The 19,422-nt window shown below is 64.8% G+C and carries 22 protein-coding genes; 9 read left to right on the top strand and 13 right to left on the bottom strand.

The genetic code is table 11. The features are described 5' to 3' along the window. Positions 1 to 3 precede the first annotated feature (3 nt). From AADV58_RS01815 to AADV58_RS01795, 5 genes are read left to right on the top strand one after another with little or no spacing between them, the layout of a single operon-like run. Positions 4 to 1,194, top strand: a complete 1,191-nt coding sequence (locus AADV58_RS01815; protein ID WP_341743922.1) for a beta-ketoacyl-[acyl-carrier-protein] synthase family protein — start codon at positions 4 to 6, stop codon at positions 1,192 to 1,194. Next, positions 1,191 to 1,991: a beta-ketoacyl synthase chain length factor gene (locus AADV58_RS01810; protein ID WP_341743921.1), complete on the top strand. Its 801-nt coding sequence runs from the start codon at positions 1,191 to 1,193 to the stop codon at positions 1,989 to 1,991. The genes AADV58_RS01815 and AADV58_RS01810 overlap by 4 nt, the downstream gene beginning before the upstream one ends. Beyond that, positions 1,985 to 2,437, top strand: coding sequence for a 3-hydroxylacyl-ACP dehydratase (locus AADV58_RS01805; protein WP_341743920.1), 453 nt, complete (start codon positions 1,985 to 1,987; stop codon positions 2,435 to 2,437). The genes AADV58_RS01810 and AADV58_RS01805 overlap by 7 nt, the downstream gene beginning before the upstream one ends. Next, positions 2,434 to 3,153, top strand: coding sequence for a 3-oxoacyl-ACP reductase FabG (gene fabG, locus AADV58_RS01800; RefSeq protein WP_028993867.1), 720 nt, complete (start codon positions 2,434 to 2,436; stop codon positions 3,151 to 3,153). Before AADV58_RS01805 ends, fabG begins: the two co-directional genes overlap by 4 nt. Positions 3,154 to 3,160: 7 nt before the next feature. After that, the gene (locus AADV58_RS01795) at positions 3,161 to 3,847 is read left to right on the top strand and encodes a 2-phosphosulfolactate phosphatase (RefSeq protein ID WP_341743919.1); all 687 of its coding nucleotides are present in this window, start codon (positions 3,161 to 3,163) and stop codon (positions 3,845 to 3,847) included. Here AADV58_RS01795 and AADV58_RS01790 read toward each other — a convergent pair. From AADV58_RS01790 to AADV58_RS01755, 8 genes are all read right to left on the bottom strand, one after another. After that, complete coding sequence (locus AADV58_RS01790) at positions 3,844 to 5,043, bottom strand: cation:proton antiporter (protein WP_341743918.1); 1,200 nt, start codon at positions 5,041 to 5,043, stop codon at positions 3,844 to 3,846. The genes AADV58_RS01795 and AADV58_RS01790 overlap by 4 nt on opposite strands. Next, a complete protein-coding gene (locus AADV58_RS01785; protein WP_043420616.1) occupies positions 5,040 to 5,786 on the bottom strand; it encodes a class I SAM-dependent methyltransferase in 747 nt (248 codons plus the stop codon). The genes AADV58_RS01790 and AADV58_RS01785 overlap by 4 nt, the downstream gene beginning before the upstream one ends. A gap of 10 nt (positions 5,787 to 5,796) precedes the next feature. Further along, a complete protein-coding gene (locus AADV58_RS01780; protein ID WP_424243837.1) occupies positions 5,797 to 6,558 on the bottom strand; it encodes a glycosyltransferase family 2 protein in 762 nt (253 codons plus the stop codon). A 6-nt stretch (positions 6,559 to 6,564) separates the two neighbouring features. Continuing rightward, complete coding sequence (locus tag AADV58_RS01775) at positions 6,565 to 7,335, bottom strand: lysophospholipid acyltransferase family protein (RefSeq protein WP_341743916.1); 771 nt, start codon at positions 7,333 to 7,335, stop codon at positions 6,565 to 6,567. After that, complete coding sequence (locus AADV58_RS01770) at positions 7,332 to 8,327, bottom strand: hypothetical protein (RefSeq protein ID WP_341743915.1); 996 nt, start codon at positions 8,325 to 8,327, stop codon at positions 7,332 to 7,334. Before AADV58_RS01770 ends, AADV58_RS01775 begins: the two co-directional genes overlap by 4 nt. A gap of 1 nt (position 8,328) precedes the next feature. Further along, positions 8,329 to 9,663 (bottom strand): NAD(P)/FAD-dependent oxidoreductase, encoded by a 1,335-nt coding sequence (locus tag AADV58_RS01765; RefSeq protein ID WP_341743914.1) that lies wholly within the window; start codon positions 9,661 to 9,663, stop codon positions 8,329 to 8,331. Positions 9,664 to 9,749: 86 nt separating this feature from the next. Then, the gene (locus tag AADV58_RS01760) at positions 9,750 to 11,396 is read right to left on the bottom strand and encodes a B12-binding domain-containing radical SAM protein (protein ID WP_341743913.1); all 1,647 of its coding nucleotides are present in this window, start codon (positions 11,394 to 11,396) and stop codon (positions 9,750 to 9,752) included. Positions 11,397 to 11,441: 45 nt separating this feature from the next. Further along, positions 11,442 to 12,215 carry a sulfite exporter TauE/SafE family protein gene (locus AADV58_RS01755; protein WP_341743912.1) on the bottom strand — a complete coding sequence of 258 codons (774 nt, stop codon included), beginning with the start codon at positions 12,213 to 12,215 and terminating at the stop codon, positions 11,442 to 11,444. Positions 12,216 to 12,317: 102 nt separating this feature from the next. On the opposite strand from AADV58_RS01755, the gene AADV58_RS01750 reads away from it, so the two are divergent. Genes AADV58_RS01750 through AADV58_RS01735 form a run of 4 tightly spaced genes read left to right on the top strand, consistent with a single transcriptional unit; the run spans position 12,318 to position 15,234 of the window. Beyond that, on the top strand, positions 12,318 to 12,914 hold the full coding sequence (locus AADV58_RS01750; RefSeq protein WP_028993876.1) for a DUF2726 domain-containing protein: 597 nt from the start codon (positions 12,318 to 12,320) through the stop codon (positions 12,912 to 12,914). A 12-nt stretch (positions 12,915 to 12,926) separates the two neighbouring features. Then, complete coding sequence (locus AADV58_RS01745; protein ID WP_028993877.1) at positions 12,927 to 13,691, top strand: hypothetical protein; 765 nt, start codon at positions 12,927 to 12,929, stop codon at positions 13,689 to 13,691. Positions 13,692 to 13,696: 5 nt separating this feature from the next. Next, entirely contained in the window at positions 13,697 to 14,599 is a 903-nt protein-coding gene (locus AADV58_RS01740) for an MlaD family protein (RefSeq protein ID WP_281981324.1), read from the top strand. Next, positions 14,596 to 15,234 (top strand): hypothetical protein, encoded by a 639-nt coding sequence (locus AADV58_RS01735; protein ID WP_341743911.1) that lies wholly within the window; start codon positions 14,596 to 14,598, stop codon positions 15,232 to 15,234. The genes AADV58_RS01740 and AADV58_RS01735 overlap by 4 nt, the downstream gene beginning before the upstream one ends. Positions 15,235 to 15,472: 238 nt before the next feature. On the opposite strand, the gene mnmE is transcribed toward AADV58_RS01735, so the two are convergent. From mnmE to rpmH, 5 genes are read right to left on the bottom strand one after another with little or no spacing between them, the layout of a single operon-like run. Continuing rightward, positions 15,473 to 16,819, bottom strand: coding sequence for a tRNA uridine-5-carboxymethylaminomethyl(34) synthesis GTPase MnmE (mnmE, locus tag AADV58_RS01730; protein ID WP_341743910.1), 1,347 nt, complete (start codon positions 16,817 to 16,819; stop codon positions 15,473 to 15,475). A gap of 3 nt (positions 16,820 to 16,822) precedes the next feature. Further along, positions 16,823 to 18,478, bottom strand: coding sequence for a membrane protein insertase YidC (gene yidC, locus AADV58_RS01725; RefSeq protein ID WP_341743909.1), 1,656 nt, complete (start codon positions 18,476 to 18,478; stop codon positions 16,823 to 16,825). A 25-nt stretch (positions 18,479 to 18,503) separates the two neighbouring features. Beyond that, positions 18,504 to 18,713, bottom strand: coding sequence for a membrane protein insertion efficiency factor YidD (gene yidD, locus AADV58_RS01720; protein WP_081700059.1), 210 nt, complete (start codon positions 18,711 to 18,713; stop codon positions 18,504 to 18,506). Further along, positions 18,710 to 19,081, bottom strand: coding sequence for a ribonuclease P protein component (gene rnpA, locus AADV58_RS01715; protein WP_341743908.1), 372 nt, complete (start codon positions 19,079 to 19,081; stop codon positions 18,710 to 18,712). The genes yidD and rnpA overlap by 4 nt, the downstream gene beginning before the upstream one ends. Before the next feature lie 17 nt (positions 19,082 to 19,098). Beyond that, complete coding sequence (gene rpmH / locus AADV58_RS01710; RefSeq protein WP_027457001.1) at positions 19,099 to 19,233, bottom strand: 50S ribosomal protein L34; 135 nt, start codon at positions 19,231 to 19,233, stop codon at positions 19,099 to 19,101. Between the last annotated feature and the right edge of the window lie 189 nt (positions 19,234 to 19,422).

Genomic DNA, 19,422 nt, shown 5'->3' with positions numbered 1-19,422 from the left:
GACGTGACGCCACTGCTGCTTTCCTCCTTCACTGCCACCACCGCCCTCGGCTGCGGCCTTGCCGCCACCCGGGCAGCACTGGCCAACGGCAGCAGCGGCCTGCAGCCCTGCCGTTTCGAAAGCGTGGACCTGCCGACCTGGATCGGCGAAGTGCCCGGCGTCGACGCACAAGTCCTGCCGCCGGCCCTGGCCGCTTACGACTGCCGCAACAACCGTCTGACGCAGATGGGCCTGGAAGCCGATGGCTTCGCCGATCAGGTCCGTGCCGCCGTCGCCCGCTACGGCCCGGCAAGGGTCGGCGTTTTCCTGGGCACCAGCACCGCCGGCATCCTGCAGACCGAACTTGCCTATCGCCGGCGCGACCCCGACAGCGGCGCGCTGCCCGACGATTTCATCTACCGAACCACGCACAATTCGTTTTCGCTGGCCGAATTCACCCGCGACTACTTCGGCCTCAGCGGCATGGCGATGGCCATTTCCACCGCCTGCTCGTCGAGCGCCAAGGTCTTTGCCGCCGCCGCCCGCCAACTGGCGCTGGGCAGCATCGACGCGGCCATCGTCGGCGGCGTGGACAGCCTCTGCCTGACCACCCTGTACGGCTTCGCCTCGTTGCAACTGACCTCGACCCAGGCCTGCCGCCCCTACGATGCCGGCCGCGATGGCATCTCGATCGGCGAGGGCGCCGCCTTCGCCCTGCTCGAACGCGCCGAGCGGGCACAGCGCGGCGACATCCTGCTGCTCGGCACCGGTGAATCGAGCGACGCCTACCACATGTCGTCGCCGCATCCGGAAGGCCTCGGCGCCCGCCTGGCAATGGAAGCAGCGCTGCGCTCGGCCGGCCTGGGCGTCGACGAGATCGACTACATCAACCTGCATGGTACGGCGACGCCGGCCAACGACGCCGCCGAGGGCAAGGCCGTGGCCGCCCTGTTCGGCCGGCGCGTTCCCGGCAGTTCGACCAAGGGCGCCACCGGCCACACGCTCGGCGCCGCCGGCGCGGTCGAAGCGGTGATCTGCGCGCTGGCCATCGGCGACAACCTGTTGCCGGGCAGTCCGGGAACGGAAAACCTCGATCCGGCAATTGCCATCGACTACCTGCTGCAGGCCCGCCCGGGCAAAGTCCGGCACGCGCTGTCCAATTCCTTCGGTTTCGGCGGCAGCAACTGCAGCCTGATTTTCGGAGCCGCCGCATGAACCCGACCCTGAACGCCTGGATCGACGGCATCGGCTTCCTCGCCCCCGGCCTGCCCGACTGGCCAACTGCCCGCGCCGTGCTGCGTGGCGAACAGGCGCTGGTCGCCGCCCCGTCGCTGTTGCCGGCGCCGGCCATCCTGCCGCCGGCCGAGCGCCGCCGGGCCAGCCGGGTGGTCAAGCTGACCCTGGCCATCGGCCTCGAAGCCGCCGCCCATGCCGCCGCCGACGTAGCCACGCTGACCACGGTTTTTGCCGCTTCCGGCGCCGACGGCCACAACTGCCACGCGCTGTGCGAGCAACTGGCGACCGACGACCGGCAGATCTCGCCGACCCGTTTCCACAACTCGGTACACAACGCCGCCGCCGGCTACTGGGGCATCGCCACCCACGCGATGGCGCCGTGCCAAGTCATCTGCGCCTACGACGCCAGTTTCGGCGCCGGCCTGCTCGACGCCCTTGGCCAGTTGCTGGTCGACGGCCAGCCGGTGCTGCTGATCGCCTACGACAGTGAGTACCCGGCACCGCTGCACGCCAAGCGCGATACGCCGGATTGCGGCGGGGTGGCGCTGTTGCTCAGCCCACAAAAGAGTGAGCGCTCGCTGTGCAGGATCGCCTTGAGCCCGACCGACGAACCCGCCGACCGCCTCACCGACGCTGCGCTGGAAAGCCTGCGCACCAGCATTCCCGCCCTGCGTTCACTGCCCATGCTGCAGGCGCTGGCGCGCGGCGAAGGCGGCCGCGTCTGCCTCGACTACCTGGCGCCGATGCAGCTCGCGGTCGAAGTCCAGCCATGCTAGACCGCGCCTGGATCGCCGCGCACATTCCGCATCAGGGCAGCATGTGCCTGCTCGACGCGGTGACCGACTGGTCGCCCGGCGAAATCCGCTGCCGGGCCAGCAGCCACCGTGCCGCCGATAATCCCCTGCGCGACGGCGAGCGGCTCGGTTCTGCCGCCGGCATCGAGTACGCCGCCCAGGCGATGGCCGTCCATGGCGCCCTGCTGGCTGGCGCCGACGAGACGCCGCGCCAGGGTTATCTGACCAGCGTGCGCGGCGTGCACCTGCATGTCGCCCGGCTCGACGACCTGCCGGACGATCTCGACATCCACGCCGAGCGCCTGTCCGGCGACGGCAACACCATCCTCTACCAGTTCGCCGTCGCCCATCGCGGGCAAGCCCTGCTCGCCGGGCGCGCCGCGGTGATCCTCGACGCCGGCCGTCTGCCCACGGAGTCAGCCCCATGAAACGCGCCCTCGTCACTGGCGGCAGCGGCGGCATCGGCGCCGCCATCTGCCGTCGCCTGGCCGCCGACGGCCACCACGTCATCGTCCACGCCAACCGCCACGTCGACCGCGCCGAAACCCTGGTTGCCGAGATCGTCGCTGCTGGCGGCAGCGCCGAAGCGATCGCCTTCGACGTCAGCGAACGCGCCGCCAGCGCCGCCGCCATCGAGCGCCTGCTCGAAGCCGGCAGCATCCAGATCCTGGTCAACAACGCCGGCATCCACGCCGATGCAGTCTTTCCCGGGATGAGCGGCGAGCAGTGGCAAAGCGTGCTCGACGTCTCGCTCAACGGCTTCTTCAACGTCACCCAGCCGCTCAGCCTGCCGATGATCCGCACCCGCTGGGGCCGCATCATCAACATCACCTCGGTCGCCGGGCTGGCCGGCAATCGCGGCCAGGTCAATTACTCGGCGGCCAAGGGCGCGCTGCACGCAGCGACCAAGTCGCTGGCCCTGGAAGTCGCCAGCCGCGGCATCACGGTCAATGCCGTGGCGCCGGGGATCATCGATACCGACATGAGTGCCGGCGCCTTCGACGCCGAGGCCGTGCGCAAGCTGGTGCCCATGCAGCGCGCCGGCCGGCCGGACGAGGTCGCCGAACTGGTCGCCTTCCTCGCTTCCGACAAGGCGGCCTACATTTCGGGCCAGATCATCTCGATCAACGGCGCCATGCTCTGAGTCGGCGATGCGCTTTTCCCGGGTCTTCCTGAACCGCGTCCAGGCTCGCCCGACCGATGCCGACACGGTCGTCGTCATCGACGTGTTGCGCTCCTTCACCACTGCCGCCGTCGCGCTGGCGCGCGGGGCCAGCGCCATCTACCCGGTCGAGAACGTCAGCAGCGCTGCCGGCCTGGCCGGACAGATGGAAAATGCCCTGTCGGTCGGCGCCGTCGGCGGCGGTGATCCGGTACCCGGTTTCGATTTCGGCAATTCGCCGGCGCAACTGGCCGGCCTCGACCTGAGCGGCCGCAATCTGGTCATGAGCACCGCCGCCGGCGTGCGCGGCCTGCAGCGCTTTCACCATGCCCGCCGCTTGTACGCCTGCGCGCTGGTCTGTGCCCGCGCCACGGCGGCGGCAATCCGCGCCGACAAGCCGGACGAAGTCTGCTTCGTGATCACCGGCGAATGGGTGGATCGTGACGGCGACGAGGACATCGCCTGCGCCGATTACCTGGAAGCGCTGTTATGCGGCGAGCAAACCGCCGCCGAACACTACGCACAGCGGGTCCGCGATTCCGATTTCGGTCGCCGCTTCAGCGCCGGCACCTGGCCCAACCTGCCAGCGGCCGATCTCGACCTGTGCGCGCAAGCCGATCTTTTCGACTTCGCCATGCCGGTGCAACGCGAGAACGGCAGGCTGGTGATCCGCTAGGCCGAGCGCCCGATCAGTTCACGCAGGCGCGCCAGCTTGGGCGCCACCATCGGCACCGTCAGCATGGTGCTGGCCACCGCCATCAGCAGCAGGGCGGTGAAAGCACCGCTGGTGATGATCTCGCGGTCGAGCAGGATGTTGGCGAAGATGATCATGATCAACGCCTTGGTCTGCAGCAACCAGCCGATGATGCTGGCTTCGCCGGGCGCCCAGCCGAGCACGCGACCAGCAATGCGCACACCGATCAGCTTGCCGGCAACCGACGCGACGAGCAGCAGGCCGGCCGCGAAGAACACCGCTTCGCCGCCCATCGTCCAGGTCGTGCGCAAGCCGGTGGACAGGAAGAAAACGGGCATCACCACGAGCAGGACATGATGGCGCAACTGGTCCATCTTCTCCTGGTCGAACCACTCGGCTTCCATCACCGCGCCGGCCAGGAAAGCACCGACCATGAAGTGCAGGCCGGCCCAGTCGGCGCCGAAACCGCAGGCCGCCAGCCAGATCAGCGCCACGTACCAGCGGTCGCCTTCGCTCAGGCGGGCCATCAGCTTGCGGAACAGCCAGGCGATCAAGGCGAACGCCAGCAGGAAGAACAACTGCCGGCCGACCCGGGTCCAGTCCATCAGGATCAGCGCCAGCACGCCCCAGATGGCGATGTCGTCGAGGCTGGCGTAACGCAGGATGCGCTGGCCGATGGGCTGGCGCAGCACGGCCAGCTTTTCCATGAACAGGATCAGAATCGGCAGGGCCGTTACCGCGCAGGCCATGCCGACGCCGAGGACGAATTGCCAGGACTGGCCCTGGCTACCCAACCAGCCGTCGCTGAGCAACATCACACCGGCGGCGGCAGCGCCGAACAACAGCGGCGTACCCAGCGCCAACCCGGCGGTGATGCCGCTTTCCCGGCGATGCTGCCAGGCCTGCTTGAGGTCGAGTTCGACCCCGGCGATCATCACGAAGATCATCACTGCCCACCAGGCGATGCCATTGAGCGACTGGATGACACCGGGCGTGAACACGAAACTGTAGTAGTCGGGGAAAGCCTGGCCGAGCACCCCGGGGCCGAGCAGGATGCCGGTCAGTATCTGGACGACCACCAGCGGCGCGTAATACTCGGTACGGCCAAGACGCCAGATCAGCCAGGGCAGCGCGAAGATCAGCATCATCGCGATCAGGAAAAGCTCGGTGGTATTCACGGTTTGCGACCGACGTACTCGCGGAAGACGCCAAAGGTCACGGCACAATCGACATCGACGAAACCGGCGCGGCGCATGGCGGCGAGGATGGTTGCCGGATCGATGGCCGCCTCGATGGTGTCACCGTAGTAGGCCCACAGGCGGCGGACATCGGCATGACGACCGGACAGCCGGGCGAGCAGCGGCACCACGCCGCCGATGTAGGCGCGCAGCGCGAGGCGGCCGAAACGTCCGGCCGGGCGGCTGATTTCCATGATGCAGGCGCGGCCGCCCGGACGCAGCACACGGAAGTATTCGGCAAAGGCCGCATCCATGTCGCCGACGTGGCGCAGGGCATAACCCATCGAGACGAAATCGACACAGGCTTCAGGCAAGGGAATCGACTCGGCATAGGCAACCAGGGTTTCCACAGCCAGCTTCTTCTGCAGTTCGGCGAGCATGCCCGGCGACGGATCGAGCGCCACCACCCGGCCGCCGGGCCCGACCAGCGCCTGTGCCTCGGCCGTGACCAGGCCGGTGCCGGCGGCGACGTCGAGCACTTCCATGCCGGTCTTTACACCGCAGCGGCGCAGGACCTCGCGCCGGTACCAGCTGCCGCTGCCCAGCGCGGTGATGCGCTCGGCGTTGTCGTAACCTGGTGCCGCCTCGTTGAACATGTCGCGGGTCACTGCACGACGTTCTTCCTCCCCGGCAAAGTAGGTGTCGAGGCGGCGGTCATCCTTGAGGGCGGAGTTCTTGGGCATGGTCTTGTATTCAGCGAGTATTCAAACGACGCCAGGCCAGAGCCGGCAGGCGCCACAAAAAACCGAGGAAGAGACGGCTGTGCATCCAGGTCAGCAGCACGTTGTCGCGCAGGTAACGGAAATGCGAGACACCGCCTTCGTCGGCACGGAAGTAACGGACCGGCGCATCCAGGTTGCGCGGAACGACACCGGCCCAGCACAGGCGGACCACCGCCTCGGGATCGAAATCGAAACGGCGCATCCAGCGGTTGGCGCGCATGACACGGATCAGCGGCTGCACCGGATAGACGCGGAAACCGTAGAGCGAGTCACCGATGCCCATCCACAAGGTTTCCAGATTGGCCCACCCGTTCGACACCTTGCGCCCGTTGACCCGCAGTGCTGGCGCGTCGGCGTCGAACACCGGCCGGCCGAGCACCATCGCCGCCGGCTCGGCCTGCGATGCGGCCATGAAATCGGGGATGAGGCCCGCCGGATGCTGGCCGTCGGAATCCATGGTCAAGGCGTGGGTGTAGCCCTCGGCCGCGGCCAGCGTGATGCCTTCGAGCACCGCCGCGCCCTTGCCGCGGTTTTCCGGCAGGACGATCACGCGCAGGCCGGGGTCGTCCGCCGCCAGCGCCTGCAGACGTTCGGCCGAACCGTCGGTACTGCCATCCACCACGACCCAAACCGGCGTCCATTGGGCGCGCGCGGCACGCACCGTATCGACCACGGTGGGGCCGGGGTTGTAACTCGGGATCAGGACGAGGTGGCTGGTCGAGGGGCTGGGCATGGGCATTCAGGCACTGGGTTGCGGAGACGGCGATGCGGCCAGCGCCTGGCGCAACGAGGCTTCGAGTTCGCCGGTGAAGGCGGTGACGCTGCCCGGCGGCGCAAAGCGCTGGCCAAGGCGGATACGGCAATGCAGCGGTAACTGCGGCCGGCGGAACAACGGCCAGGCTTTGCCGAGATAGGGCGTGGAAAATTCGATCAGCAGCGCCTGCACCGGCACCCCGGCACGCTGGGCGATCAATCCGGCGGTCGGCATGCAGGAATCGAGCGGAAAAGCCAAGGTGCGGCTGCCTTCGGGAAAGATCACCAGCTGGGCGCCGGCCTGCAGTTCCTCGCGGGCATCGATGATCATCTTGAGCGGCGCATCGTTGCGGATGTAGCGCGCCAGCCGCGCAGCGGCACCGAACAGGATGTTGTCGAGCAAGGCCGCCTTCATCACGCAGACGGCGTTCGGCAGGCGCGACAGGATCATCACCGCATCGAGCAGGGAAGGGTGGTTGGCAACCACGATCAGCGGACCGGCATCGCGCAGTTGATCGAGTTCGCGCAGGTCGAACCGACAGGCGCACACCGATTCAAGGAAAGCGAGATAGACGCGAAAACCGTTGCGGATGGCAAAGCGCCCCAGGCGCTGCCCAAAACGGCGCGGCAACAGCGGCAGCAGCAACAGGGCAAAAGGCAGCCAGAGCAGGCAGATCAGGGCCAGGGCACCCAGCCCCAGCAACATGGCCAGGAATTCATAGCTCCGCCAGAGCAGGCCCGGACGCGTGCCGCTCATCGGGCCGCCATCGCCATGGCCTCGATCTCGATCAGCAGATCGGCGCGGCAGACATCGGCGACGACCGGACAGACCTCGACCGGCCCGAGCATTTCCTCGATCACTGCGGCCACCGCCGGCCAGTCGTCGGCATGGCGCAGGTAGGCGCGGCACAGCAGTTGATCGGGCCGGAAACCGGCCTGCTGCGACAGACGATTGGCTTCGCCGAGCACCGCCAGGATGTTGGTCAGCGTTTCCCGCGTCTGCGCGGCCACATCGCCGACATGCATGCTGCGATGGCCGACGATGCTGGCCGTGCCGGAAATGAACAGGATTTCCTGGCCCGGCGGATAAGCCAGCGCCGCCCGCGAGAAGGTCGGGCTGCGCGGGCCGTAATCGGTGGGGTAATGGTAGGCACTGACCTGGCGCGGGTTTTCCACCGCCACCGCCGGCAGCTTGCCGGCCAGGAAGGCGATCGACAGCGGACCATCGCGCAGGCCGAGGGCACAGGCCGCCGGCACGTTGCCGGTGGCCCCGCGGTGGCAGGCGAGGAAGGCGTCCTGGCGCCCCAGGTTGAACTGACGGTAACGCTCCAGCCCGTGGCTTTCCTCGTTGATCGCGGCGAGGTAGTTCCAGACCCGCCACAACTCGGGCAAGCCCTGCGCATCGAGCAGGCGGAAGATGCGCCGGTAGGCGGTCTCGCTGGCTGCCTGCAGGGGCGTCCGCGCATCGCCGGCAAAATCGGCCTCGTCCAGTTCGATGACGCCGTACAGGACATCACCGGTGCGGCGCCAGGCGATGCCTTCGTCAACGCCCTGCTGGCAGTCCACCGGACTCAGCCAGCGTTCGCGCAGCGCCGTCGGTGCAACGCCGGGCAGGGCGGCTGCAATACCCTGTTCCGGCCAGTCGGCCGCCGGCAGACCGGCCCCCAGGCGGGCGCCACCGAGGATGCGCGCGGTTTCACGTGGAACGCCAGCATCGTCGGCGGTCGTCAGGAATACCAGGCCCGCCACGTCAGAGCGTATTCATCGCCGGGTCTTCCACCCGCCGGATATTGAAACGTCGCCGCTTCCAGCCCAGGAAAGCACGCTTCGGTTGGAACAAATTGGCGCCGTAGTAGATCGCCTTGAAAATCCAGATCGAACGCCAGATCGGCGTCTTGCCGAAGACATCGCCGGCCAGCACCGACAACAGGGCTTCCTTGACGCGGAAAACGTTCTTCGGATGCATGAAAAAATCACGCATGATCGGATTGGTCACCCGGTAGATGAACCACGAGAATTCCTTTGGCCCGTGCTTCATCAGGCGATCGAAACGCTTCAGCGCCGCCGGTGCCGCTGCCGGGTTCTTCAGGCAGGCATCGATGGCCTCGGCACCGATCACGCCGCTGTTCATCGCCAGCCAGACCCCGGAGGAAAACACCGGGTCGATGAAGGCATAGGCATCGCCGAGCAGCAGGTAATTGCGCCCGTGGTTACGCTCGGACACGTAGGAAAAATTGCCGGTCGCCTCGACCTCGTGCACCAGGGTCGAATCCTTCAAGCGCTCGGCCAGCGGCGGACACATGGCGATGCCGTCGCGCAGGAACTGTTCCAGGCTGCGCTCGCCGCGCGTCTTCATGTAGTAGGGCCAGGTGACCATGCCGACGCTGGTGACGTCGTTGACCATCGGAATGAACCAGAACCAGCCGTGCTCGAACCAGTAGATGGTGATATTGCCGGCCTCGCTGCCGGGATGCCGACGCGCCTGCGAGAAGTGCCCATAGACTGCCGAGCTGTTGTGCTTGGGGTTGCGGTGCTTGATCTGGAAGCGGTTGGCAAGGAAGGTGTCGCGGCCGGAAGCATCGACCACGAAGCGCGCCTGCCACACCTGTTCGCGACCGTCGTCGTGGACCGCGCTGACCACCACGCTGTCGTCGTCCTGGAAGTCGACCGTGCGGGCGCGACAGCCCTCATGGACCTCGACGCCCTTGTTTGCCGCGTTGCGGATCAAGATGGTGTCGAACTCGGCGCGCCGAACTTGATAGGCGTAGGGCATGGATTTGTCCCAGGCCTCGGCGAAATTGAAGACCTGCGGCGTATCGTGGCAAGGCGAAACAAACTCGGCACCACGCTTTTCCATGCCGATGGCACGGATTTCGTCGGCTACGCCGAGTTGCTCGAACAACGGCAGGTTGGCCGGCAGCAGCGACTCGCCGATATGAAAGCGCGGATGGTGCGCCTTCTCCAGGATCACCACCTTGTAACCCTTTTCCGCCAGTAGCGGCGCTACCGTCGTTCCGGCCGGGCCGCCACCGATCACCAGCACGTCGCACTGGCTGCGTTCAGGCTGCTGTGTTTGCTGTTCCATCGGACTTTCCCCTGTTCTCTGTGGCGGCAGAAATTATCTTTTTGTGCCGGGCCGGCGTACGCAAGCCCCCGCGGGCAGGGGGGAGATTATAGCGCTGCCGCCGGCGCCGGGGATGAACAGGTCGCCTGGGCTTCGTAAACCAATGGAATGATCTGTTTCATCGCCTCGCGCCGCGACAGTTTCACCGGCGACATGGCAACGATGTTGTCCACCTGCAGGTCGGTGGACAACATCGGCTTGAGCCCGAGCGGCTGGCGCGGGTGCAGGGCGAAGTCGCGCCGCGCCTGCTCGATCTGCGCCTTGTTGGCGCTGAAGTAACGCGCCGCGGCGATGGTTTCCGGCAAGTGCTTCAACACATGCCACAGGCTCCAGCGGTGCTGCCACAGGCGGCCGGCGAAACGGCGGCGGTAAGCCTTGCTGTCGTAGAAGCGCTTGACATGCCAGTTGTACAGCGCGTCCATCTCGTCGCGCGAGGAAAAGCCATCGGGCAGGAAGACGAAGTTCAGGCAGTTCATCAGCCGCCAGTCCTCGATGAAGTCGCCGGACTCGCCGCTGACGCATTCCTCCCAGATCGGCGCGCCATGCAGCGGGCTGAACTTGGTCATGTTCATCTCGTCGAGGTCGAGCGACAGGATGAAGTCGCTGGTCACCTTCACCGTTTCCGGCGTCTCGCCGGGCATGCCGAAAATGAACAGGCCCTTGGCGCGCAGGCCGGCGGCGTGGATCTGGCGCACCGTATCGCGCACCGCATCGAGCGTGACCCCGGCCTTGTGCCGTTCCATCATCCCCGGATCGGCCGATTCGACACCCATCGACACCATCAGCGCGCCGGCCTGCTTGAGCTTGGCCAGCATTTCGTCCGAGGTATGGCCGGTGCGGATCGCGCAATTCCACTGCACGCCCAGCGGCTTCTCGATCAACAGCTCGCACAGGTCCATCACGCGCTGCTTCTTGGCGGTGAACAAGTCGTCGTACATGTTGATGTGATAAACCCCGAAGTTGTCCCGCAGGTACTTCATGTGGTCATAGGTGTATTGCGCCGAATTGGTCTTGTACAGGCGCTCGAACACCGTGCGGTCACAGAACGAGCAGGTGTAGGGACAACCGCGCGAGGTGATCATGGTCGCCCCGTAACGCTTTTCGTAGGCGAACAGCGGCAGGTGGTAGGCGTGTGGAAAACCGGCCAGCTTCTCGTAAGCCGGGAAGGGCAATTCGTCGAGGTCGAGGATGCGGTCGCGGCGCGGATTGACGACGATGCGCCCGGCCGGGTCGCGCCAGATCAGGTTGCCGATGTCGGCCAGCGGCTTGCCGTCGGCCAGGTCAAGCAGGGCGCCTTCGCCCTCGCCGATGACCAGGTAATCGATTTCCGGGAAGTGTTCGAGAATCGGCGCACCGAGCGAGGAGACATGGACATTGCCGAAGACGATGCGGATGTCCGGCCGCTTCTCGCGGATGTACAGCGCCATGTCCACGGCGTCCATGAAACCCGAGGTGGTCGCCGAAAAACCGACCATTTCCGGTTCGCTGGCCAGGACGATTTCGGCATTGGCGGCGATTCCCGGTGGCGCATGGGGTCCGAGGCAATCGTGCAGGGCAACGCTATGACCGAACTTTTCCAGCCACGACGCCAGCTGCATGATGCCGATCGGCGGCATGCGGTTGGCCAGCACCGAAAAGTCGGGCTGGCCGGGGACGAAATTGAAACCGGCGGGATGGACTAGCGTGACACGCATCGGAAACCTCGGGGAAGTCGCCCGATTTTAGGCGAAAAACCGGCTTCAGACGCCGGCAAAGGTATCCCAGGCGAATTTGACGATCAGTACGCCGACCACCACCAGGAAAACGATGCGGATGAAGCCGCTGCCGTGCCTCAAGGCCAGCCAGGTCCCGGCCACCGAGCCGGCGATATTGGCAACGGCCATGGCGCCAGCGAGCGCGGCGATGATGTGACCGGCGGGCAGGAAGAAGGCCAGCGCCGCCAGGTTGGTGGCGACATTGACGACCTTGGACCCGGCCGAGGCATGCAGAAAATCGAAACCGAAGAAGCGGATGAACAGGAAGATCAGGAAGCTGCCGGTGCCCGGGCCGAAGAAGCCGTCGTAGAAGCCGATCACGCCGCCGAGCAGGACGGCGTAGGCCAGTTCGCGCCGACCGCTGTGGGCAGGCCGGTGCAATTGGCCGAAATCCTTCTTCAACAAGGTGTAACCGGCGGCGAAGATGAGCAGGAACAGGATCAGCGGGCGTACCGCGTCCTTGGGCAACCAGGCCACTGCCGCCGCACCAGCGTAGGAGAGGGCAAAAGCAGCGACGGCAGCCGGCAGGATGGTGCGCCACGGCATCTCGACCCGGCGCGCATAACGCCAGGCAGCATTGGCGGTACCAAAGACACTGGCGAACTTGTTGGTGCCGAACAGGGTGGCCGGCGCAGCACCGGGCTGGGCAGCGAACAGTGCGGGAATCTGGACCAGGCCGCCACCGCCGACCACGGCATCGACCAGACCGGCGATGAAGGCAGCCAGGATCAACCAGCCGAAAGGGGCAATGATTTCCATCGATGCCTCAGGACTGACCGCTGGTCGGACGAAGGGGAATAAGGCGGTAATTCATGTCGCTATAATGTGGATTCAAGACGAGGTGCTGAGCGAGGTAGTGAAATGGACAATCTGACCCTGGTTATCGCGCTCGCCGCAGTGGCCGTCGCCGGCATCCTGTTTTTCATCAATCGGCGCCCGGCGCGGCAGACTGCCGTCGAAACCGTCAGCCACCGGCGCTATGCCGGGGCCCATCGGGAACAGGCCCGACCGGCGGCCGATGCCGACCCCCAGACACGTTTCGTCGAAACCAGCAAACCCAAGCAATACCGGCTGCTCAACAGCAGCGAGCAGGAACTTTACCACCGTCTGTGCGAGGCCATGCCCAACATGCGGGTGTTTACCCAGGTCGGCGTCTCCCAGCTGGCCTTGGCTCGCGGTCGCCAGGAAGCCATGCGGCTGAGCCGGATGGCCGGCCGAGGTGTCGATTTCGTCGTCTGCGACGCCGATTTTTCGATTGTCGCCGCGATCGAACTGGCCTGGCCGACGACCGGCCAGGAAATCGACAACGCCGAGGATGTCAAACGCGTCGCCCTGCAGAGTCTGGGGATTCCGATGATCGTCTTCCGGCCGAACAAGCTGCCCGACGCCGACACCATCAGCCGTGAAATTGCCGACGCCATCCTGCGCCGCAACCGGCTGGAGGCGGAACGCAGCTAAGCGGCCCGGCGCATGGCCCAGCCACTGCAACAGCTTTTCCCGCTGATCCGGCGCAGCGGACTGACTGGCTGGCTGGCCGGACAATACCGTTACCTCAGTTTTGCCGCCTTGCTGCTGATCGCCAGTGTCTCGCCAAGCATCCACGACCAGGCGACCCGCCGGCGCTCGGCCAGCATCCTCTGTTGCGCCGCCTGGCAGACCTTGCCCGGCTACCTGCTGGCCTGCGTACTGCTCAGCGCCATCCTCACCCGCATCGTCGCCGTCAGTGCCGACAGCTATGGTCTATCGCATCTGGCGCTGGAAGCCATCCTGCGGGTCTTTGTCGTCGAACTGTTGCCGCTGGCCTCGACGCTGTTCGTCGCCATGCGCGCCGTGCCCATGGCCATGCTGCATCTGGCGGCGCTGCCCGGCCAGCCCGGTGCCGGCCTGCGCGATGCCTTGCCGTACGCGGTCGGCAACGCGGCGGCCGTGGTCATCCTGGCCATTGTCGGCGGCATCGTCTCGCTACTGGTCGCCTATCCCGTGGTCCATGGCTTCAACCAGTGGGGCTTGCCAGCGTACACCCGGCTGATCGGCCAGGTCTTCGATCCCATCCTGGCCATTGCCTTCTCGGCCAAGATCCTGTTCTTCGGCATTGCCGTCGGCATTGCGCCGGCCACCGTCGTACTCGACCCGCGCAAATACGATACCGGCCAGCGCGAAATGCGCGTGATGGTCCGCCTGCTGTTGATCCTGGTACTGATCGAAGGTAGTTTCCTGATGTTGCGACGCTTCTGAGAACCATGAACGAATCCCCGAACCACCTGCCGAACATCAAGCACCCGGAAAGCAAGGCCGCCGCGTTGCTGCTGGTCACGCTGGCGCTGATCGTCGCCTTCGTGATCTTCGTCATGACTGCCCGCGGCGTCTTCGAGGAAAACCAGCAATTGCTGCTGGTCGCGGAAAATTCGGAAGGTGTCGCGGTCGGCATGGACATGACCTTCTCTGGTTTCCCCATCGGCCGGGTCAGCCGCATTGAACTCGGCGACGACGGCAAGGCCCATCTCCATGTCTCGGTACCGCTCAAGGACGCGCGCTGGCTGCGGGCGTCGTCGGTATTCACGCTGGAAAAGGGCGTGGTCGGCGGCAGCCGGTTGCGGGCCTTCACCGGCATGCTCGATGACGAGCCCCTTGAAGACGGTGCCCGCCGCGAAGTGCTGATGGGCGACGCGACCTCCGGCGTGCCGGAACTGGTATCGACGGTCACCCGTCTGGTCGGCAATCTGGAACGCCTGACCAACGAACAATCGGCCCTGGTGGCCAGCATGGACAACCTGCAGCGCATGACCGCCGAACAGTCGGCGCTGGCCGGCAGCCTGAACAACATGCGCCAATTCACCGCCACCCTCAACGGTCGCCACGGCGCGCTCGGCGCCTTGCTTGGCAACGACGCGGATGTGGCCAAGGTGATCGATTCACTCGAGCAGACCCGGTTGCTGCTGACCGAAGCCCGGGCCAGCCTGGCCAAGGTCGATGCCGCGCTGGTCGACGTCAAGGCCATCACCGGCAATACGCGCGCGGCAACCGAAGATCTCGATGCCCTGCGCGCTGAAATCGATCTCAACCTGCGCAAGGTTTCCGGCCTGGTCGATGACCTCAATCGCAAATGGCCGTTTGCCCGCGAACGCGAGTTGAAACTGCCATGAACTACGTTATCCCGCTGATTGCCCTGGTCCTGGTTGGCTGTGCCAATCATCCACCGCCGCCCGACTGGCTGCTGACTGCCGAGAGCGCCACCGGCAACCATGCCCGTCTGTGGCTGGAAGGACGCGACAAACTGGCCGAAATCCAACTCAATGCGGCGCGCGAAGCGGTTTCCCGTACCGGCGACGCCGACCAGCAGGCGCGTGTCGAACTACATGCCTGCGCGGTGCGCCTGGCCAGCCTGCAGGGTGGTCAATGTCCGGCTTTCGATACCCTGGCCAGCGATGCCGGTCGGGCCGAGAACGCCTACGCCGCCTATCTGTCCGGTACGTTGCCCGCCGCCGACCGCCAGCTGTTGCCGGAAAGCCAGCGCCTGGCCTGGCAGAACCCACAAGCCTTGAACAACATCAACGATCCGCTGGCTCGCCTGGTGGCCGCGGCAGCCTTGCTCGAAGCCGGCCGTTTGCCACCCGAGGGCATCACCCTGGCCATCGATACTGCTGCCGGCCAGGGCTGGCGCCGGCCGCTGCTGGCCTGGTTGAGTCTGGAGCGGGAAAGACTGGAACGGGCAGGTGACCCGAGCGGTAGCGAAGCGATCAGGCGCCGCATCGAGCGGGTACTTGGCGCCGGCCGCTGAATTTGTTTACGGTTTTATATAGAACCTTAAATAAAAGAACTATGTTAACTACCTGAACAACAGTTCTGTGGATAACTAATAAAAAAACAACAAAATCAGCGATATAAAAGCCCGTTAGCCGTCTTGGCAAGTGCCTGAAGTGCCTGTTGATCGAATGGGGACAGTTTTTCCACGATCACGTAAACGCAGATTCATCCACAAACTGCGAACAGGTCTTCGGGGGTGTTATGCACAGGCCTTACTTGCCGATGCAGAAGCGGCTGAAAATGACGCCAAGCAGGTCGTCGGCAGTGAATTCGCCGGTGATCTGACCCAGTGACTGCTGGGCCAGACGCAGTTCTTCGGCAAACAGTTCAAGCGCCGGCATTACCCCTTCGACGACATTGCGGGCCGCCGCAATGTGTTCCTGGGCCGCCGCCAGCGCCCGCAGATGCCGTTCGCGGGCGATGAATACATCTTCCGCCTGATGCCAGCCGGCGATCTGCAGCAATTCCTGACGCAGCAGTTCGATCCCGCGATTGGCCTTGGCCGACAGCGAGATGGCGACGCCATTGGCTTCGTCGTGACGCTCGGGCTCGCGGCCGGCGAGGTCGATCTTGTTGTAAACGGTGATGCGCTGCAGACGCTCGGGCATGCGTTCGAGAATGTCGCGGTCCAGCGCCGACACGCCGGTATTCGCATCGACCAGCAGGACGACCACGTCGGCGCGCTCGATTTCCTGCCAGCTGCGTGCTATGCCGATCTTCTCGACCACATCCTCGGTATCGCGCAGGCCGGCGGTATCGATGATGTGCAGGGGAATGCCCTCGATCTGTATGGTCGAGCGCAAGGCATCGCGGGTGGTGCCGGCAATCGGCGTGACGATGGCCAGATCGTCGCCGGCCAGACGGTTGAGCAGGGATGATTTGCCGACGTTAGGCTGGCCGGCAAGAACCACGTGCAGGCCGGATTGCAGCAGTTTTCCCTGGCCGGCGCGGTCGAAGATCTCGGCCAGCTTCAGTTGCAGGCGTTCCAGGCGGCCGAAGGCATTGGCCGCCTGCAGGAAATCGATGTCTTCCTCGGGAAAATCCAGCGTCGCCTCGACCAGCATGCGCAGGTTGATCAGTTCTTCGTTGAGTTCGCCGATGGCGCGCGAGAATTCGCCCTGCAGCGAACGCACCGCCGAACGGGCGGCGCTGGCGGTAGCGGCATCGATCAGGTCGGCCACGGCCTCGGCCTGGGCCAGGTCCATCTTGCCGTTGAGGAAGGCGCGGCGGGAAAACTCACCCGGTTCGGCCAGGCGCGCGCCGAGATCGAGACAGCGGGCCAGCAGCATCTGCATGACCACTGGGCCGCCATGGCCCTGCAGTTCGAGTACGTCCTCGCCGGTAAAGGAATTGGGGCCGGGAAAATACAGCAGCAGGCCGGTATCGATGGTCGTGCCGTCGGCGGCATGGAAATCGGCGAGCGTGGCGTAGCGCGGTTTCGGCGTCTTGCCGGTCAGTGCAAAAGCAAAGGGCAGCAAATTGCTGCCCGAGACCCGGATCACGCCGACCCCGCCACGGCCGGGAGCCGTGGCGATGGCGGCGATGGTGTCGTTCTTCACACCTTAGGCTTTCGCATCGTTGGCAGCCTTGCCGCCAGCTTCCATCATGCGGGTGATCTGCCATTGCTGGGCGATCGACAGGATGTTGTTCACCACCCAGTAGAGCACCAGACCGGCCGGGAAGAAGAAGAACATGATGCCGAAGACGAAAGGCATGGCCATCATCACCTTGGCCTGGATCGGGTCCGGCGGCGTCGGGTTGAGCTTGATCTGGATGAACATCGAGACAACCATGATCACCGGCAGGATGTACCAGGGATCGGGTGCGGCCAGGTCGGTGATCCACAGGATCCACGGTGCGTCGCGCATTTCGACGGCGCCGAGCAGCACCCAGTAGAGGGCGATGAAGACCGGAATCTGGATCAGGATGGGCAGGCAGCCACCGAGCGGGTTGATCTTCTCGGTCTGGTACAGCTTCATCATTTCCTGGTTCAGACGGGCCTTGTCGTCACCGTAGCGCTCCTTCAACTGCACCAGGCGCGGCGTGACCAGGCGCATCTTGGCCATCGACTTGTACGAAGCAGCCGACAGCGGGAAGAAGGCGAGCTTGATGGCGATGGTCAGGACGACGATGGCCCAGCCCCAGTTACCCACCAGGCCGTGAATGAACTGCAGCGCCCAGAAGATCGGGGCGGCAATGACGGTCAGCCAGCCGTAGTCGACAACCAGATCCAGCCCCGGTGCCAGCGCCTTCAGTGCAGCCTGTTCCTGCGGACCGGCAAACAGCGAAACCGAGCTCACCGCGCTGGTGCCCGGGCCGACTTCGGCCACCGGAACGATCACGCCCATCTGGTAGAGCTTGCTGTTGTCCAGCTTGCGCATGTAGTACTCGCGCTGAACACCTTGTTCCGGCACCCAGGCAGCGACGAAGTAGTGCTGGACCATGGCCAGCCAGCCGTTGTCGGCCGTCTTGACGAACTTGGCGCTCTTGTCGGCAACATCCTTGAAGCTGATCTTCTGATACTTCTCGGCCTCGGTATAGACCGCCGGGCCGGTGAAGGTGTGCATCATGAAGTTGCCACCAGCCGGTTCGCCATCGTCGCGCTGAACCTGGAAGTAGGCATGCGGCGCCAGCGGCTTGTCGGAACCGTTGACGATTTCCCAGGCCACGTCGACCACATACGAAGAACGCTTGAAAGTCAGGATGCGGGCAATGCGCACACCTTCCGGACCATTGGCTTCCAGGCGGACCTTCAGTTCGTCGCTACCGTCCTGCAATTGCAGCGGGCCATCGACACGGCGGAACAGCGAACGGTGCGTCGGCAGACCGTCGCCGATCAGGCCGCTCTGGGCGAAATACTGGTGCTTGGCGTCGAACAGGACGAAGTTGTGATCCTTGTCGTCGCTTTCCTTGTAATTCAGCAGTTCCAGACCGACCAGATCGCCACCCTGGGTGGAAATCGTGACCTTCATCAGGTCGGTTTCGACGCTGAAGGTTTCGGCCGTGGCAACCGGCGTTTCGGTGACCGCGGCAATCGCGGAACCTGCAGCCTGCAGGCTGACCGAAGGCGTCGGTGTGCTGCCGTCGGCGACTGCCTGCGGCGTGTTGGTCGCCACTTCGGCGACGGGCTTGGGCCGGTTGTACTCCTGCCAGTTTTCCCACAGCATGAAGCTGGAGAAAGCGAAAATCATGACCAGAATCAGGCGACGAGTATCCATGAGCTGCCTACGTAGTTAATGGTGTTCAGGGAACGGGATCATACCCGCCCGGGTGCCATGGGTGACAGCGGCAAATGCGTTTTGCCCCCAGCCAGCCGCCCTTGAGGGCGCCGTACTTGTGAATGGCGTCGACCGTATACTCCGAACAGGTCGGAAAATAGCGGCAACGCCTCCCGAGCATCGGACTGATGGCGTACTGGTAGAAACGTACCAGGGCAATCAGCAGATGCTTCATTGTGCTTCCTTTTTTAGACGAGGACGTGACAGGCGATCCAGCAAATTGCCGAAATCCTCGCCGATCACCCTGCCATCAAAGGGCTTTTGCTTGACTGCCAGCCTGACGATCAGATCGTAAGCCGGCAGACCCGAGCGCCGAAGCCGGAATCGTTCGCGCACAATGCGCTTGAGCCGGTTGCGATCAACGGCGCGCTTGAGCAGTTTCTTCCCGACGACCAAGCCCAGCCTGGCATCGGTATGACCTTCGGCACGCGGCTGATAATGCAACATCAGCCAGGTACCGCGAATGGCCTTCCGGAAACCAAAAACGGATGAAAATTCATCCGTTTTGGTCAGGCGATAGCGTCGGGCGAAGCTTGCTTCCACTTCGCCAGGCGTCCGGCTTAAACGGCCAGACGCTTGCGACCCTTGGCGCGGCGAGCAGCGAGGACGGCACGGCCGCCCTTGGTGCGCGAACGGACCAGGAAGCCATGGGTGCGCTTGCGGCGCACGACCGACGGTTGATACGTGCGTTTCATGTCGTAATTCCTTGAGTGAGCGGAGAAAAACGCGTGATTACACCTTGTTTGCCCCCCTGCTGTCAACCTGAATTATTTCTACAAGCTGTGGATAACTTGTGTGTCGCAGGGTAGAATTGCGCTTTGGTCGGCGGCCGCGAAGCCGCCGATTTCATTGAAAATTCGTTTTCAAATCAGAGAAATAATAAA

Source organism: Azonexus hydrophilus, assembly GCF_038368255.1.
GTDB classification, from domain to species: domain Bacteria; phylum Pseudomonadota; class Gammaproteobacteria; order Burkholderiales; family Rhodocyclaceae; genus Azonexus; species Azonexus hydrophilus.
The sequence above is the reverse complement of the archived record's forward strand: the minus strand, read 5'-3'. Positions and strand labels throughout refer to the sequence as shown.